This is a genomic window from Streptomyces composti (assembly GCF_012034205.1).
In the GTDB taxonomy this organism is placed as follows: Bacteria; Actinomycetota; Actinomycetes; order Streptomycetales; family Streptomycetaceae; genus Streptomyces; species Streptomyces composti.
Genome location: NZ_JAATEM010000025.1, coordinates 37,196 through 53,014, shown reverse-complemented (window position 1 = coordinate 53,014; position 15,819 = coordinate 37,196). Strand labels below are relative to the sequence as shown.

The 15,819-nt window shown below is 73.9% G+C and carries 7 protein-coding genes; 3 read left to right on the top strand and 4 right to left on the bottom strand.

The features are described 5' to 3' along the window. Positions 1-163: 163 nt before the first annotated feature. From HCJ93_RS20675 to HCJ93_RS20660, 4 genes are all read right to left on the bottom strand, one after another. Positions 164-1,576: a dipeptidase gene (locus tag HCJ93_RS20675; RefSeq protein ID WP_167997253.1), complete on the bottom strand. Its 1,413-nt coding sequence runs from the start codon at positions 1,574-1,576 to the stop codon at positions 164-166. Positions 1,577-1,586: 10 nt separating this feature from the next. Continuing rightward, the gene (locus HCJ93_RS20670) at positions 1,587-5,234 is read right to left on the bottom strand and encodes an ATP-dependent helicase (RefSeq protein WP_167997252.1); all 3,648 of its coding nucleotides are present in this window, start codon (positions 5,232-5,234) and stop codon (positions 1,587-1,589) included. 189 nt (positions 5,235-5,423) lie between these two features. Further along, positions 5,424-8,882 carry an ATP-dependent helicase gene (locus tag HCJ93_RS20665; RefSeq protein ID WP_167997251.1) on the bottom strand — a complete coding sequence of 1,153 codons (3,459 nt, stop codon included), beginning with the start codon at positions 8,880-8,882 and terminating at the stop codon, positions 5,424-5,426. 251 nt (positions 8,883-9,133) lie between these two features. Beyond that, entirely contained in the window at positions 9,134-9,520 is a 387-nt protein-coding gene (locus tag HCJ93_RS20660) for an MGMT family protein (RefSeq protein WP_167997250.1), read from the bottom strand. A gap of 176 nt (positions 9,521-9,696) precedes the next feature. On the opposite strand from HCJ93_RS20660, the gene HCJ93_RS20655 reads away from it, so the two are divergent. The 3 genes from HCJ93_RS20655 to HCJ93_RS20645 all read left to right on the top strand — a co-directional run bounded on the left by HCJ93_RS20655 (position 9,697) and on the right by HCJ93_RS20645 (position 15,805). After that, positions 9,697-12,525, top strand: coding sequence for a lysylphosphatidylglycerol synthase transmembrane domain-containing protein (locus tag HCJ93_RS20655; RefSeq protein WP_167997249.1), 2,829 nt, complete (start codon positions 9,697-9,699; stop codon positions 12,523-12,525). Between the two features lie 97 nt (positions 12,526-12,622). Then, on the top strand, positions 12,623-14,170 hold the full coding sequence (locus HCJ93_RS20650) for an alpha/beta hydrolase (protein WP_167997248.1): 1,548 nt from the start codon (positions 12,623-12,625) through the stop codon (positions 14,168-14,170). Between the two features lie 138 nt (positions 14,171-14,308). Further along, positions 14,309-15,805, top strand: a complete 1,497-nt coding sequence (locus HCJ93_RS20645) for an alpha/beta hydrolase (protein ID WP_167997247.1) — start codon at positions 14,309-14,311, stop codon at positions 15,803-15,805. Positions 15,806-15,819 lie beyond the last annotated feature (14 nt).

Sequence of the window (15,819 nt, the reverse complement as noted above, 5' to 3'; positions counted from 1 at the left end):
GTGGAACGGATCGGGTCGGCGGGCGGTTCGGCGGACGTGGGGCGGGAGGCGACCGGTCCGGCGGCGCTTCCGGCCGGCGGGCGGGGTTCTTCCAGTGTGCCCCGGCCGGGTGGCCGGTCCTGACCCGCCCGCCGGCGGGCCGGGCCCGGGGCCGCTCGGTGCTTCAGGGGGCGTGCCGCCAGTGCTCGGCGAGGTCGCGCCACAGGTGGGCCGAGGTCTCGACGCCTTTGAGCAGCAGGTCGAGCTCGACCTTCTCGTTGGGGGCGTGCCAGCCGTCGGACGGGACGGAGATGCCGAGGAAGAGCACGGGGGCGCCGAGCACGTCCTGCAGATCGGCGGCGGGGCCCGAACCGCCCTCGCGGGTGAAGCGGACGGGTTTGCCGAAGGCCCTGCCCATCGCACGGACCACGGACTGCAGTGCCGGATGGTCCAGCGGGGTCAGGCACGGGCGGGTGGCGGAGCTGAAGCCGACCTCGCAGCGGATGCCGGCGGGCACCCGGGTCCGGACCCAGTCACCGACGATCTTCTCGATGTGCGCCGGGTCCTGGCCCGCGACCAGCCGGAACGACAGCTTCACCATGGCGGAGGACGGGATGATCGTCTTGCTGCCGGCGCCCTGGTAGCCGCCGCCGATGCCGTTGACCTCGGCGGTCGGGCGGGCCCAGACGCGCTCCAGGGTGGTGTAGCCGGCCTCGCCCGCGGTGGCGTGGGACTTGGCGGTGGCCAGCCACTGCCGCTCGTCGAAGGGCAGCTCGGCGAAGAGCTCCCGCTCCCGGTCGGTGAGGTCGATCACTCCGTCGTAGAAGCCGGGGATCGCCACCCGCCCGTTCTCGTCGTGCAGGGCGGCGACCAGGCGTCCGACGGCGGTGGCCGGGTTGGGCACGGCGCCGCCGAAGGAGCCGGAGTGGATGTCCTGGTCGGGGCCGTACAGCCGGATCTCGCACTCGGCGAGGCCGCGCATCCCGGTGCACACGGTGGGGGTGTCCTCGGACCACATCCCGGTGTCGGAGACGATCACGGCGTCGGCGGCGAGCCGCCCGGCGTGCTGCTCGACCAGCGCCCGGAAGTGCGGCGAGCCGGACTCCTCCTCGCCCTCGATCAGCAGCTTCAGATGGACGGCCGGGGTGGTGCGGCCGGTGGTGGCCAGGTGGGCGCGGACGCCGAGCAGGTGGAAGAACACCTGCCCCTTGTCGTCGGCCGCGCCTCGCGCGTACAGGCGGTTCCCCCTGACGACCGGCTCGAACGGCTCGCTGTCCCAGCCGTCCGCGCGGGCGGCGGGCTGCACGTCGTGATGGCCGTAGACCAGCACCGTGGGTGCGCCGGGGTCGTCGCAGGGCCACTCGGCGTAGACGGCCGGGGCGCCCGGGGTCGGCCAGACCTCGGCGACCGGGAAACCGGTCTCCTGGAGCTTGGCGGCGAGCCATTCGGCGCTGCGGTGCACGTCGGCGGCGTGCTCGGGCTGGGCCGAGACGGAGGGGATGCGCAGCCATGCGGCGAGGTCGTCGAGGAAGGCGGCGCGGTGCTGATCGATGTATGCACGGACGGCGTCGACGGCACTGTCAACGGACTGGCTCATGCTCCCGAGCCTATCGGCCCGCGGGGGTGTCCTCGGCGTGCGGTATCTCACCGGAGGGCTCCCCGAGCAGCAGCCGCTCCAGCTCGGCGCGGCCCGGCAGACTCTCGGGGCGGACCACCTCGCCGGTGCGCACGTACAGGAACGCGGCCGTGACGTTCTCCAGCGGTACGCCCTGCTGCTCGGCCCAGGCGAGCCGGTAGACGGCGAGCTGCAGCGGGTCCGCCGTGGGGGCGCGGTTGGTCTTCCAGTCGACGATCTCGTACGTGGCCTGCTCGCCCTCGCCCTCTCCCTCCCCGGTCCGGTAGACGGCGTCGATGCGGCCACGCACCACCCGCCCGGCGAGGCTGATCTGGAAGGGGGCCTCCACGCGGTACGGCGTGCGGCGAGCGTACTCGGTGCGCTCGAAGGCCTCCTTGAGCGCCTCCAGATCACGTTCGTCGGCGATCTCGGCCTCGCTGCCGGGCAGCTCCTCCGGCTCCAGCATGGGCAGGGTCAGTTCCTCGAAGCGGGACTCGACCCAGGCGTGGAAGCGGGTGCCCCGGCGGGCGGCGGGCTGCGGCGGGCGGGGCATGGGGCGGGCCAGCTCCTTGGCGAAGCCGTCCGGGTCGGCGGCCAGGCGCAGCAGCTCGGAGGCGGTGAGCGAGGCCGGAAGCTGCACCTCGGTGACGCTCTCTCGGGCGCGCAGCAGTTCCCCGGTGAGGGCGTCGAGGTCGCGGTCCCAGGAGGCGACGGTGCGGGCCTCCTCCGGGGTGAGGCGGCTGTCCGGTGTCGCCTGGCGGGGGACGGTGGGACGGTTCCCGGCTCGCCCACCCCCGGTCTCGGCGGGCACGGCTCGCCCACCCCCGGTTCCCGTGGGCACGGCTCGCCCACCCCCGGTCTCAGCGGTCAGCGAGTCGCCCTCCCCGGGGAACGAGTCGTCCTCCCCACGGGACGGATCCTCGGGGAACGGATCCTCGGGGAACGGATCCTCGGGGAACGGTTCTTCAGGGAACGCCCCCTCGGGGAACGACGCCCCGGGGAACGGCTCGCCGAGGAACGGACTCTGATCCTCCGGCAGGAGCTCCTCGTCGTCCGGCGGCGGGGGCCAGTCCGGGTCCTCGTAGGTGCCCGCGTAGGCGTCCGGCTCGGGCACCGCCGCCTGGCCGTTCTCGCGGGCGGCGAGGGCGTCGAGGTGGGCCAGGACGGTCTCCGCGGCTGCCCGCCGCCGGGCGAGGGCGGCGTCGTCCAGGGGCAGGGGCCACGCCTGGTCGCCGGCGGGCCGGTGCAGGCTCGGGTTCTCCTCGTCGTCGGCCGGCTTCTCCGCCCACGCCTCGATCTCGCCGTACCCGGCCGCGCAGTGGTCGTGGAGGGCCAGCAGGAACTCGGAGGGACCGCGCGGCTTCTTCTGCGAGGGACCCCACCAGTGGCCGGAGCCGAGCAGCAGGGAGCGGGGCCGGGTGAAGGTGACGTAGCCGAGGCGGAGTTCCTCGGTGTGCTGGTGCTCCTTCATCGCCTCGTGGAAGGCCTTGATGCCGCGGGCGTCCCAGGAGGTGACGTCGGGCAGGGTGGCCGCGTCGCCGCGCAGCCGGTGCGGCAGCACCTTGCCCTGGGAGGTCCACTTCTCCCGGCCCTGGCTGCTGGGGAAGGTGCCCTTGACCAGGCCGGGGACGGCGACCACGTCCCACTCCAGGCCCTTGGACTTGTGCGCGGTGAGCACCTTGACGGTGTTCTCGCCGCCGGGCAGCGCGTTGTCCAGGCCCTTCTCGTACTGGGCGGCGGTGCGCAGGAAGCCGAGGAAGGCGAGCAGGGTCGCCTCGTTGTCGCCGGCGACGAAGGAGGCGGCGATGTCGAGGAAGTTGGACAGGGTCTCGCGGCGGCGGGCGGCGAGCGCGTGCGGGGACGCAGACAGCTCGACCTCGAGGCCGGTGACGGCGAGCACGCGGTGCAGCACGTCCATCAGCGGGTCGGCCAGGCAGCGGCGCAGGTCGCGCAGTTCGGCGGCGAGGCGGGCGAAGCGCACCCGCGCGTCGGGCGAGAAGGGCAGACCGTCGTCGCCGCCGTCGCCGTCCAGCGGGGTCTCCAGGAAGGTGTCGAGGGCGTCGGCGAGCGAGATCACCTCGGCCGGGTCGACTCCTTCGACGGCCTCGGCGAGCCGCCGGTCGGGGTCGTCGTCGCCCTCCACCCGCGCATGCGACACCAGCAGCCGGGCCCGGCGCCCCAGCAGGGCGAGGTCGCGCGGGCCGATGCGCCAGCGCGGGCCGGTCAGCAGCCGGACCAGGGAGGCGTTGGCGCCCGGGTCCTGCAGCACCTCGCAGACGGCGACCAGGTCGGCGATCTCCGGCAGGTGCAGCAGGCCGGACAGGCCGACGACCTCCACGGGCACGTCCCGGGCGACCAGGGCGGCCTGGATGTCGGCGAAGTCGGTGGCGGTGCGGCACAGCACGGCGATCTCGCCGGGCGGCTTCCCGGTGCGCACCAGGTGGGCGATGGAGTCGGCCATCCACTCCAGCTCCTCGGCGTGGGTGCGCAGCAGGGCGCAGCGGACCATGCCGTCGCGTTCGGCGCCGGGCGCCGGGCGCAGCGCCTCCACGCCGGCGTGCAGCTCGCGCAGCGGTTCGGCGAGGCCGTTGGCGAGGTCCAGCAGGCGCCCTCCGCTGCGGCGGTTCTCGCTGAGCGACTGGCGGGTGGCCGGGCGTCCGTCGGCGTGCGGGAAGTGCTCGGGGAAGTCGTCGAGGTTGGCGACGGAGGCGCCGCGCCAGCCGTAGATCGCCTGGCAGGGGTCGCCGACCGCGGTGACGGGGTGGCCGGTGCCGCCGCCGAACAGCCCGGCGAGCAGCACGCGCTGGGCGACGGAGGTGTCCTGGTACTCGTCGAGGAGCACCACCCGGAACTCGTCGCGCAGGACGCGGCCGACCTCCTCGATGGCGGCGAGCCGGGCGGACAGGGCGATCTGGTCGCCGAAGTCGAGCAGGTCGCGTTCGCGTTTGGCGGCGCGGTAGCGCAGCACCAGGTCGGCCAGTTCGCGGCGGGCGGCGGCGGCCTCGGGGACCTTGCGCAGGTCGGCGTTGGTCAGCTCGAGCCGGCTCAGGGTGTCCAGCAGCTCGGTGTCGTGGGCGCGCAGCTCCTCGGGGCGCACCAGGTGTTCGGAGAGTTCGGCATCCAGGGCGAGCAGATCGCCGACGAGGTCCGCGAAGGAACGGGTGAGGGCCGGGTAGGGTCCTGGCGCCTCGCGCAGCACGCGGGCGGCGAGCTGGTAGCGGGTGGCGTCGGCGAGCAGCCGGGAGCTGGGCTCCAGCCCGATGCGCAGTCCGTGGTCGGTCAGCAGGCGGCCCGCGAAGGCGTGGTACGTGGAGATCTCGGGCTCGCCCGGCGGGTTGTCCGGGTCGATGGCGTCGGGGTCGGTGACGCCGGCCTTGATCAGCGCCTTGCGGACGCGCTCGGCGAGCTCGCCTGCGGCCTTGTTGGTGAACGTGAGGCCCAGCACCTGCTCGGGGGCGACCTGGCCGGTGCCGACCAGCCAGACCACGCGCGCCGCCATCACCGTCGTCTTGCCGGATCCCGCTCCGGCCACGATCACCTGCGGGGCGGGCGGCGCGGTGATGCAGGCCGTCTGCTCCGGGGTGAACGGGATGCCGAGGAGCTCCTTGAGCTGCTCGGGATCGGTGATACGTGCGGGCACATCGAGGAAGGCTAGCGGCGGCCACTGACAACGGGTGAAGGGCGGTGCGTGTCGGGGGCAGCGGGGGCACGTGCGCCCCCTTCGCACAGATCCGCGCGCCGAGACCGCGCGCCGAGACCGCGGGCCGAGACCGCGGGCCGCCGTCACTCCATCCCACCCCACTCCGCCCCGCCCCCGGGAGCCGGCCGCCTACTCCACCACGTGCCGTCCCTCCGGCCGGGCGCTGCACGAGGCGCGGAAGGCGCAGCGCGTGCAGTGCTGGCCCGCGCTCGGGGTGAACCGCTCGTCGAGCACCTTGCCGGCGGCGGTGGCCAGCAGTTCGCCCACCCACTCCCCCTCGAGCGGCCGCTGCGCCTGCACCTTGGGCAGGGACTCGCCGCCGTCCCGCTCGGCGGCCCCCTGCCGCAGCTGGACCAGCTCGGCGCCGCCCGGCTCGGGGCGCACTCCGTCGAAGGCGTCGTCGACGGCGCCCTCGCGGACGGCGAGCTGGTAGACGGCGAGCTGCGGATGCCGCTCGACCTCCTTGGCGGTGGGCGCCTGCTTGCCGGTCTTGAAGTCGACGACGTAGGCGCGGCCCTCGCCGTCGGCCTCCACGCGGTCCATCTGGCCGCGGATGCGGACCTGGTAGTCGCCGGCCTCCAGGGTGACGTCGAAGTCGTGCTCGGTGGCCACCGGGGTGCGCCCGGGGCGCAGACGGTTGGAGTCGACGTGCCACCTCAGGAAGCGCTCCAGCGCCACCCGGGCGTTCTCCCTCTCCTGCGCCGACTTCCACGGGGCGTCGAAGGCGAGGGCGTTCCACACGGAGTCGAGGCGCTCCATGAGGACGTCGAGGTCGGCCGGGGTGCGTCCTGAGGCCACCTCGTCGGCGAGCACGTGCACCACGTTGCCGAAGCCCTGGGCGGCGGTGGCGGGAGCGTCCGCCTTCACCTCGCGGCCCAGGAACCACTGCAGGGCGCAGGTGTTGGCGAGCTGGTCGAGGGCGCTGCCGGAGAGCACCACGGGCTGGTCCCGGTCGCGCAGCGGCACCTTGGACTCGGTCGGCTCGTCCATGCCCCACCACCGGCAGGGGTGGGCGGCGGGCACCAGCGGGCGGCCCTCTTCGTCGGTGAGCGCGGCGAGCCGGGCGAGGCGCTGCGCGGCGGCCTGGCGGAGCGCGTCGGAGACCCGCGGGTCCACGGTGGTGGCGCGCAGCTCGGCGACGAGTGCCGCCACGGAGAGCGGGCGGCGCGGGCGGCCGGTGACGTCCCTGGGGTCGACGCCGAGTTCGGTGAGGAAGCGGGAGGGCTGGTCGCCGTCGTCGGCCGGCGCCTTCACCGCGGTCACCACCAGCCGCTCCCGCGCACGGGTGGCGACCACGTAGAACAGGCGGCGCTCCTCGGCGAGCAGCGCACCGGGGGTGAGGGGTTCGGCGAGTCCGTCCCGGCCGATGCGGTCGGCCTCGAGCAGGGAGCCGCGGCGGCGCAGGTCCGGCCACAGTCCCTCCTGCACGCCCGCCACCACGACCAGCCGCCACTCCAGCCCCTTGGAACGGTGCGCGGTCATCAGGCGCACGGCGTCGGGGCGGGCGGCACGCCGGGTGAGGGTGTCGGCGGCGATGTCCTCGGCCTCGATCTCCTCGAGGAAGTTCAGGGCGCCGCGGCCTCCGGTGCGCTCCTCGGCGCGGGCGGCGGTGGCGAACAGCGCGCAGACGGCATCGAGGTCCCGGTCGGCGTTGCGACCGGCCGCGCCGCCGCGCCGGGCGGCGTGCTCCAGACGCCCCGGCCACGGGGTGCCGCTCCACAGCTCCCACAGCACCTCCTCGGCGGTGCCCCCGTCCGCCAGGCGCTCGCGCGCCTTGCGCAGCAACGTGCCCAGTCGCTGCGCCCCTCGCGCATACGCGGGATCGTGCACCGCCAGCCGCTCGGGCTCGGCGAGCGCCCGCGCGAGCAACTCGTCCGACGGCGGCGGCAGGGAGTTGCCCGCAGCCCGCTCCTCCTCCCGCAGCGCCCGCCCGAGCCGCCGCAGGTCGGCGGCATCCATCCCGCCGAGCGGCGAGGCGAGCAACGTGAGCGCGGTCTCGGTGTCCAGCCAGCAGGGCTCTTTGTCCGTGTCACGGTCACGAGCCCCCTCGCCACGCCCGTGACCGGCAGCCTCCGTGTCCTTCCGGCGGCCGGTCTCCGCAGCACCCTCCGGGCTCGCCGCGTCGCCCGCACCGCCCGCGTCCCCGGCGTCGCCCGCGCCCGCATCCCCGGCGTCCCCGGCGTCCCTGCGCCGTGCCTCCGCCGTGGCGACCGCACGCAGGGCCGTCAGCAGGGGGGCCACCGCCGGCTCGTGGCGCAGGGGGACGTCGTCGCCGTCGACATCGACGGGGACGCCGGCCGAGGTGAGGGCGCGGCGGAGGACGGGCAGGGTGCGGGCGCCGGCGCGGACCAGGACGGCCATCTCGCTCCACGGGACGCCGTCCTCCAGGTGGGCGCGGCGGAGGATGTCGGCGATGTTGTCCAGCTCGGTTCCGGGCGTCGGGTAGGTGTACACCTCGACCCGGCCGCCGTCGCGCGCCGCGCTGAGCTCGCGGTGGGCGCGGACCTTGTCGGCGGGCAGCCGCGGCAGCGGCATGCGCTGGGTGATCAGACGGGTGGCGGCGAGCAGCGCCGCGCCGGAACGGCGGGAGGTGCGCAGCACCTGGACCGGGGCCGGCCGGCCGTCGGCCCGGCGGAAGGCGTGCGGGAAGTCGAGGATGCCGTTCACGTCGGCGCCCCGGAAGGCGTAGATCGACTGGTCGGGGTCGCCGAAGGCGACCAGGGTGCGGCCCTCGCCGGCCAGGGCGTGCAGGAGCCGTACCTGGGCGGGGTCGGTGTCCTGGTACTCGTCGACGTACACGGCGTCGTACCGACCGGCGAGGGCGGCGGCGACCTCGGGACGGCGGGCGAGCAGCACCGCGCGGTGGACGAGCTCGGCGTAGTCGAGGACGCCCTGGAGGTCGAGCACGTCGAGGTACTCGGCGAGGAAGGCGGAGGCGGCCCGCCAGTCGGGGCGCCCGATGCGGCGGGCGAAGGCCTCCAGCTCCCGGGGGCCGAGGCCCAGTTCGCGGCTGCGGGCGAGCACCGCGCGGACCTCGTCGGCGAAGCCGCGGGTGGTCAGGCAGGCGCGCAGCTCGTCCGGCCAGCGCACATGCGCGAGGCCGAGTTTCTCCAGGCCGGCCTGCCCGGCCAGCAGCTCGCGGACGGTGACGTCCTGTTCGGGGCCGGACAGCAGCCGCAGCGGCTCCACGAAGAGATCGCTGTCCTGGTGGGCGCGGACCAGGGCGTAGCAGAACGAGTGGAAGGTGGTCGCCTGCGGGGCGCGCGCGGCGCCGGTGCGCAGCGCCAGGCGGTCGCGCAGTTCCACCGCCGCGCGCCGGCTGAAGGTGAGCACCAGGATGCGTTCGGGGTCCTGGCCGCGGGCCACACGGGCGGCGACGGACTCGACGAGCGTGGTGGTCTTCCCGGTGCCCGGACCGGCCAGGACCAGCAGCGGACCGGACTCGTGGTCAACCACACGGCGCTGTGCGGCGTCCAGAGGAGGGGGATTCACGCGAGCCGGCGGGGTGCGCACCAGCCGATAGGCGCCGCGGCTCCCCCGGCGCACCCGGGGGTGCGGCAGGTCGCTGGTGGAGGAAGAGGAGCTCACGTGGTTCGCCGGTCCTGGTGGTCGTGCTGGGTGTCCCGCGCGGTGCGGGCGGGGGCCGCGGGATGAGGGGGACGCGTGCAGCCGACGCTACGCCGGCGGAGACCCCGGAAGCAGGGCTTCCGCTTGTTCCCGCCAGGCACGTGCGCCACCTGCGCCCCTCGCCTCACGAACGTACGTCATGGCACGGACGTGCCCTTCTTCCCCCGTACGGATCACCGGTCACACGGCGCGGCGCCGGATGCCGGAAGCTGTCAGATGTGACCCTCCGTGTGTCCGCCGCCGTCCCACCGCGCGCGTCTCATGTCGAGGCGCGGGAGGTGACCCTCGGCGGCCCGGCTCGCCTCCTTCAGCGGCGTGCCCTCCGCGCGGTAGCGGGCCAGGGCCCGCAGCTCGTGCCCCGGCAGCAGGACGCCGTCCGCGCGGACGACCCGCCACCAGGGGACGGCGCCGCCGTACAGGGACATCGCACGTCCCACCTGGCGCGGACCGCCCTCCCCCAGCCACTCGGCCACGTCCCCGTACGTCATGACCCGTCCCGGAGGGATGAGCTCGGCCACTTCGAGGACGCGTTCCACGTACGGCGGCAGAGCGTCATCCGCCCGTGCCGGCAGTCGGCTCTCCTGACTCATCCGGCCCATCCTGCACCACCCCACCGACAACGCGACGCGCACGGGCGCACGCCGGTGTCTCGCCCCCGGGCAGCGCTTCCGGCAGACTGTGCGGCCCGCATATGGACCCTGATGCCCCCTTGTACCGGTACGGCATGCCACCATCGTGCGGGCGGTGACTGGTGATACGAGACCAAGAAGAGACGATGAAGCAGCAGGGTGCGCACCCCGAGGGCACGGAGGGCACCTCTGACGCTTCGTCGCGCCCGGGGACCCGCCCGCAGGCCCGCCCGGACAACGGGGCCGCCGGCCCGAAGAGCGGCGGCAAGCCGGACAAGGCAACTCAGGGCGACAAGTCAGGCAAGTCGAGCGAGTCGGGCGAATCAGGTAAGAACACCCGGCGCGAGGCGGCAAAGAAGCGGGATGCGCCCGACATGTCCGACACCGTGCACATCGACGAGGTCGAGGGCGACGAACCGCTGCTCCCGGCCCGCGTGCACCGCCCGTCCGACCTCATGCGCCTCCTTGTGGGCGTCCTGGCCGTCGGCGTGCTGCTGGCGATCGCCGCGTTCGCCCACGGCACCACCGCCGGCCTGGAGCAGGACATCAACAAGGGCACCGGACAGGCGCCCGACCTGCTCATCAAGATCGCGGGACTCGCCTCCAGCATCGCGATCCTGCTGGTGCCGGTGGCGTTCGCCATCGAGCGGCTGATCAAACGCGACGGTCTGCGGATCGCCGACGGCGTGCTCGCGGCCGTCCTGGCACACGGGGTGACCCTCGCCACCGACCTGTGGGTGGCACGGGCCGCCCCGGGCTCCATCCAGGAGGCGCTCACCCAGCCCTCCCCCGGCGACATCAACGGCCTGACCGATCCCGTGCACGGCTATCTCGCCCCGGTCATCGCGTACATGACGGCCGTGGGGATGTCCCGCAGACCCCGGTGGCGCGCCGTGCTGTGGGTGGTGCTGCTGCTGGACGCCTTCTCCATGCTGGTCGCCGGGTACACCACCCCGTTCTCGATCATCCTCACCGTCCTGATCGGCTGGACCGTCGCCTACGGCACGCTCTACGCCGTCGGCTCGCCCAATGTGCGGCCCACCGGGCGCACTCTGATGGCGGGCCTGCGCACGGTGGGCTTCCGGCCGGTGACCGCCTCCCGGGTGGAGTCCGCGGAGGCCCCGGAGGCCGGCGACCGGGGCCGCCGCTACTTCGTCACCCTGGAGGACGGTCCGCCGCTGGACGTGACGGTGGTGGACCGCGAGCAGCAGGCCCAGGGCTTCTTCTACCGGGCGTGGCGCAACCTCACCCTGCGCGGCTTCGCCACCCGCCGCAGCCTCCCCTCGCTGCGCCAGACGCTGGAGCAGGAGGCGCTGCTGGCCTACGCGGCGATCGCGGCCGGGGCCAACGCGCCCAAGCTGATCGCGACCTCCGAGCTCGGCCCGGACGCGGTCATGCTCGTGTACGAGCACATCGGCGGGCGCACCCTGGACGCACTGTCCGACGAGGAGATCACCGACGAGCTGCTGCGCGGCACCTGGCTCCAGGTGCGGGCGCTGCAGTCGCGGCGCATCGCGCACCGCAGGCTGGTGGGCGAGGCGATCCTGGTGGATCGTTCCGGCAAGGTGTTCCTCACCGATCTGCGGGCCGGTGAGATCGCCGCCGGCGAGCTGCTGCTGCGCATGGACGTCGCCCAGCTGCTGGTGACGCTCGGCCTGCGGGTGGGCGCCGAGCGGGCGGTGTCCTCGGCGGTGAGCGTGCTCGGACCGGACGCCGTGGCGGACTGCCTGCCGATGCTCCAGCCGATCGCGCTGAGCCGCTCCACCCGCGCGACCCTGCGCAAGCTGGCCCGGGAGCGCGCCGAACGCGAACGCGAGGCGGTCCTCGAGGCATCCCGGCAGGCCAAGCAGCTGCGCGCCGAGCAGTCCGCGGGCACCCCGCAGGGAAAGCCCGACAAGAAGGCCATGCGGGCCGAGCAACGGGCGGAGAAGCGGGCGCTGGACGAGGCGCTGGAGGAAGCGCGCGAGGAGGACCTGCTCACCCAGATCCGGCACCAGGTGCTGCGGATCAGGCCGCAGGCCCCGGTGGAGCCGGCCCGCCTGGAGCGGGTGCGCCCGCGCACACTGATCAGTTTCATCGCCGGCGCCATCGGCGCCTACTTCCTGCTGACCCAGCTCACCCACATCGAGTTCGGGCCGCTGATCGCCAACGCGGACTGGCGCTGGGTGATCGCGGCGGTGCTGTTCTCGGCGGCCACCTACTTCGCTGCGGCCCTGGCGCTGCTGGGGTTCGTGCCGGAGCGGGTGCCGTTCCTGCGGACCGTGGCCGCCCAGGTGGCCGGGTCCTTCGTGAAGATCGTCGCCCCGGCGGCGGTGGGCGGCGTGGCGCTGAACACCAGGTTCCTCCAGCGGGCGGGGGTGCGGCCGGGCCTCGCGGTGGCCAGCGTCGGCGCCTCGCAGCTGTTCGGGCTGGGCTGTCACATCCTGATGCTGCTGGCCTTCGGCTATCTGACCGGCACCGAGAAGACCCCCTCGCTCTCACCGTCCCGCACGGTCATCGCGGGCCTGCTGACGGTGGCGGTGCTGATGCTGGTGGTGACCTCGGTGCCGTTCCTGCGGAAGTTCGTCGTCACCCGGGTGCGCTCGCTGTTCGCGGGTGTGGTGCCGCGCATGCTGGACGTGCTGCAGCGGCCGCAGAAGCTGATCACCGGCATCGGCGGCATGCTGCTGCTGACCGCCTGCTTCGTGCTCTGCCTGGACGCCTCGGTCCGCGCCTTCGGCGACGAGTCGACCTCCATCAGCATCGCCAGCGTGGCCGTGGTCTTCCTCGCGGGCAACGCGCTGGGCTCCGCGGCGCCGACGCCCGGCGGTGTGGGCGCGGTCGAGGTGACCCTCACGGTCGGTCTGATCGCCGTGGGCCTCCCGCAGGCGGTCGCCACCCCGGCCGTGCTGCTGTTCCGGCTGCTGACTCTGTGGCTGCCGGTGCTGCCGGGCTGGCTCGCCTTCAACCACCTCACCCGCAAAGAGGCGCTGTAGGCGACGCGCTGCCGCTCCCGGCGATCATTTCCGGGCCGTTTCGCCCGGACGGCCGGTGCCCCGCGCCTACCGCCGGGTACGGCCGCAGGATGGGGTCATGCCCAAGTCCTTCCGTGCGCGCGCCGCGGCCCTGACCGCCTCCGCCCTGCTGCTGCCGGCGCTGCTGGCCGGCTGCGGCGAGGACGGCGACCCGGGGCAGGACCTGCCGGATCAGAAGCTCAGCTGGAGGGACTGCCCGGCCCCGTCCGAGGCCCAGGGCGGCGGCCCCTCCCCCTCGCCCCTGCCCGGCGGCGGGAGATGGCAGTGCGCCACGATGAAGGCTCCGCTCGACTGGGACGACCCCGAGGGCGACACCATCGACCTGGAGCTGATCCGGGCCAGGTCCAGCGGCCCCGCGGACCGGCGCATCGGCTCCCTGATCTTCAACTTCGGGGGCCCCGGCGGCTCCGGCGTCACCACGCTGCCCGCCTTCGGCGAGGACTACGAACGCCTGCGCACCCGCTACGACCTGGTGAGCTTCGACCCGCGCGGCGTCGGCCGCAGCGCCCCCGTGCTCTGCCTGAACGACCGGCAGATGGATGCGCACTTCCAGCAGGACGCCACCCCCGACGACGACGCCGAACGCGCCGAGCTGCTGGAGAGCACCAAGTCGTTCAACGAGGCCTGCGCGGACCGCTCCGAGCGGATCCTGCCGCATGTGCGCACCACGGACACCGCCCGCGACCTCGACCTGATGCGGCAGGTCCTGGGCGACGACAAGCTGTACTACTTCGGCATCTCCTACGGCACCGAGCTGGGCGGCGTCTACGCCCACCTCTTCCCCGAGAAGGTGGGCCGCGCCGTGTTCGACGCGGTCGTGGACCCCACCCAGGACCCGGAGCAGGGCTCGCTCGGCCAGGCGCGGGGCTTCCAGCGCGCCCTCGGCAACTACGCGGAGAACTGCGTCTCGCAGACCGAGGAGTGCCCCGTCGGCGACACCGCCGAGGACGTCAAGGACCGCATCGCCGCGCTGCTGAAGGACCTCGACAGCAAGCCGATCCCCGGCATCCCGCCCCGCGAGCTCACCCAGACGGAAGCCCTGAACGGGATCGCCCAGGCCCTGTACTCGCAGGAGTTCTGGGAGTTCCTCACCGACGGGCTCGAGCAGGCCTACGAAGGCGACGGCACCATCCTGATGGCCCTGTCCGACAGCATGACCGGCCGCGGCGAGAACGGCGAGTACAGCAACTTCGTCCCCGCCAACGTCGCCATCAACTGCGCCGACGACACGCCCCGCTACACCGCCGAGGACGTGGAGCGCAGCCTGCCCCGGTTCCGTGCCGCCTCCGAACTGTTCGGCGACTACCTGGCCTGGGGGCTGATCACCTGCACCGACTGGGCCGTGCCCGGAGCCGCCGAGCACCCCGATGTGAGCGCGCCCGGCGCCTCGCCGATCCTGGTGATCGGCAACACCGGCGACCCGGCCACCCCCTACGAGGGGACGCGCAGGATGGTGCGGGCGCTCGGTGAGGGAGTCGGCGTCGAGCTCACGTACAAGGGGCAGGGACACGGCGCCTACGACAGCGGCAACGAGTGCGTGCGGAACGCGGTGCACGGCTATCTGCTGGACGGCAAGGTGCCGCCCGCCGGCACCGTCTGCACCTGATTGCGCCGGTCTGCGGCGGAAGCGAGCAGGTCAGAGGGTTGTCCACAGGCCGCAACGGCACGGCCGGGGTGTGCCTACCATGGCCTGACCGCCCGTCCGCGGCACCGTGCGGAGGGCACCCGAGGGGGGATGTGGCACATGACGCGCTTCGTACGGTGGACGGCTCTCGGGGTCGCCGCCGCGCTCCTGACGGCGGGCTGCACCGGCTCGTCCGGCGACGACGGGGCCCGCGACGACGGCAAGTGGGGCGACTCCGCGCTCGACTGGAAGAAGTGCGAGTCCACCGATGACGCCCCCGCCCCGGGCGAGGAGTGGCAGTGCGCCACGCTCGAGGTGCCGCTGGACTGGTCGAAGCCGGACGGCAAGACGATCGGCCTGGCGCTGATCCGCGCCGAGGCCACCGGCGACGAGCGCCGCGGCTCCCTGGTGTTCAACTTCGGCGGCCCCGGCGGCTCCGGCGTGTCGATGCTGCCGTCCTACGCCGGCACGGTCGCGAAGCTGCGCGAGCACTACGACCTGGTGAGCTGGGACCCGCGCGGCGTCGCCGCCAGCGAGGGCGTGAGGTGCCGTGAGGACAAGGACATCCAGGCGGCCGAGGCCACGGTGGACACCACGCCCGACACCCCGGCCGAGGAGCGGACGTTCCTGTCCGACGCCGCCGACTTCGGCAAGGGCTGCGCCAAGTCGGCGGGCGAGCTGCTGGGCCACGTCTCCACCACCGACACGGCCCGCGACCTGGACCGCATCCGCCAGGCCGTCGGTGACGACAAGCTGAACTACTTCGGCATCTCCTACGGCACCGAGCTGGGCGGCGTCTACGCCCACCTCTTCCCGAAGAAGGTGGGCCGGATGGCCCTCGACGCGGTCGTCGACCCGACGGCCGACATGGTGGGCCACGCCCGCAACCAGACCCTCGGCTTCCAGCGCGCCCTCGACGCCTACCTGAAGTCCACCGGCAAGGACCCCGAGCAGGGTTCCCGCGAGATAGCGGACCTGCTGCGGCGGATCGACGCCGAGCCGCTGCCGACCTCCACCAAGGGCCGCAAGCTCACCCAGTCCCTGGCGATCACCGGCATCATCCTCCCCCTCTACAGCAAGGACGGCTGGCCGGCGCTGACCAGCGCCCTGCGGGCCGCCGAGGAGGGTGACGGCTCCCAGCTCCTCGCCCTGGCCGACGGCTACAACGAGCGCGACGCCTCCGGCCGTTACGGCACGACCACCCACTCCCAGCGGGTCATCTCCTGCCTGGACGACAAGGCGCGGCCGAGCCTGGCGGAGACCAAGAAGCTGCTGCCGGAGTTCGAGAAGATCTCCCCCGTCTTCGGCCCCGCCCTCGGCTGGGACATCGCCGGCTGGTGCCACGACTGGCCGGTTCCCGGCCGGCACGACACCCCCGAGGTGAGCGCCCCGGGCGCCGCCCCCATCCTGGTCATCGGCAACACCGGCGACCCGGCCACCCCCTACGAGGGCGCCCGCCGCATGGCCGACGAACTCGGCAAGGACGTAGGTGTGGTCCTCACCTGGAAGGGCGAGGGCCACGGCGCCTACGGCAACGGCAGCGACTGCGTCGACTCCACCGTCAACGCCTATCTCATCGAGGGCACGGTCCCGAAGGACGGGAAGGTCTGCACGTGAGCATGACGGACGTG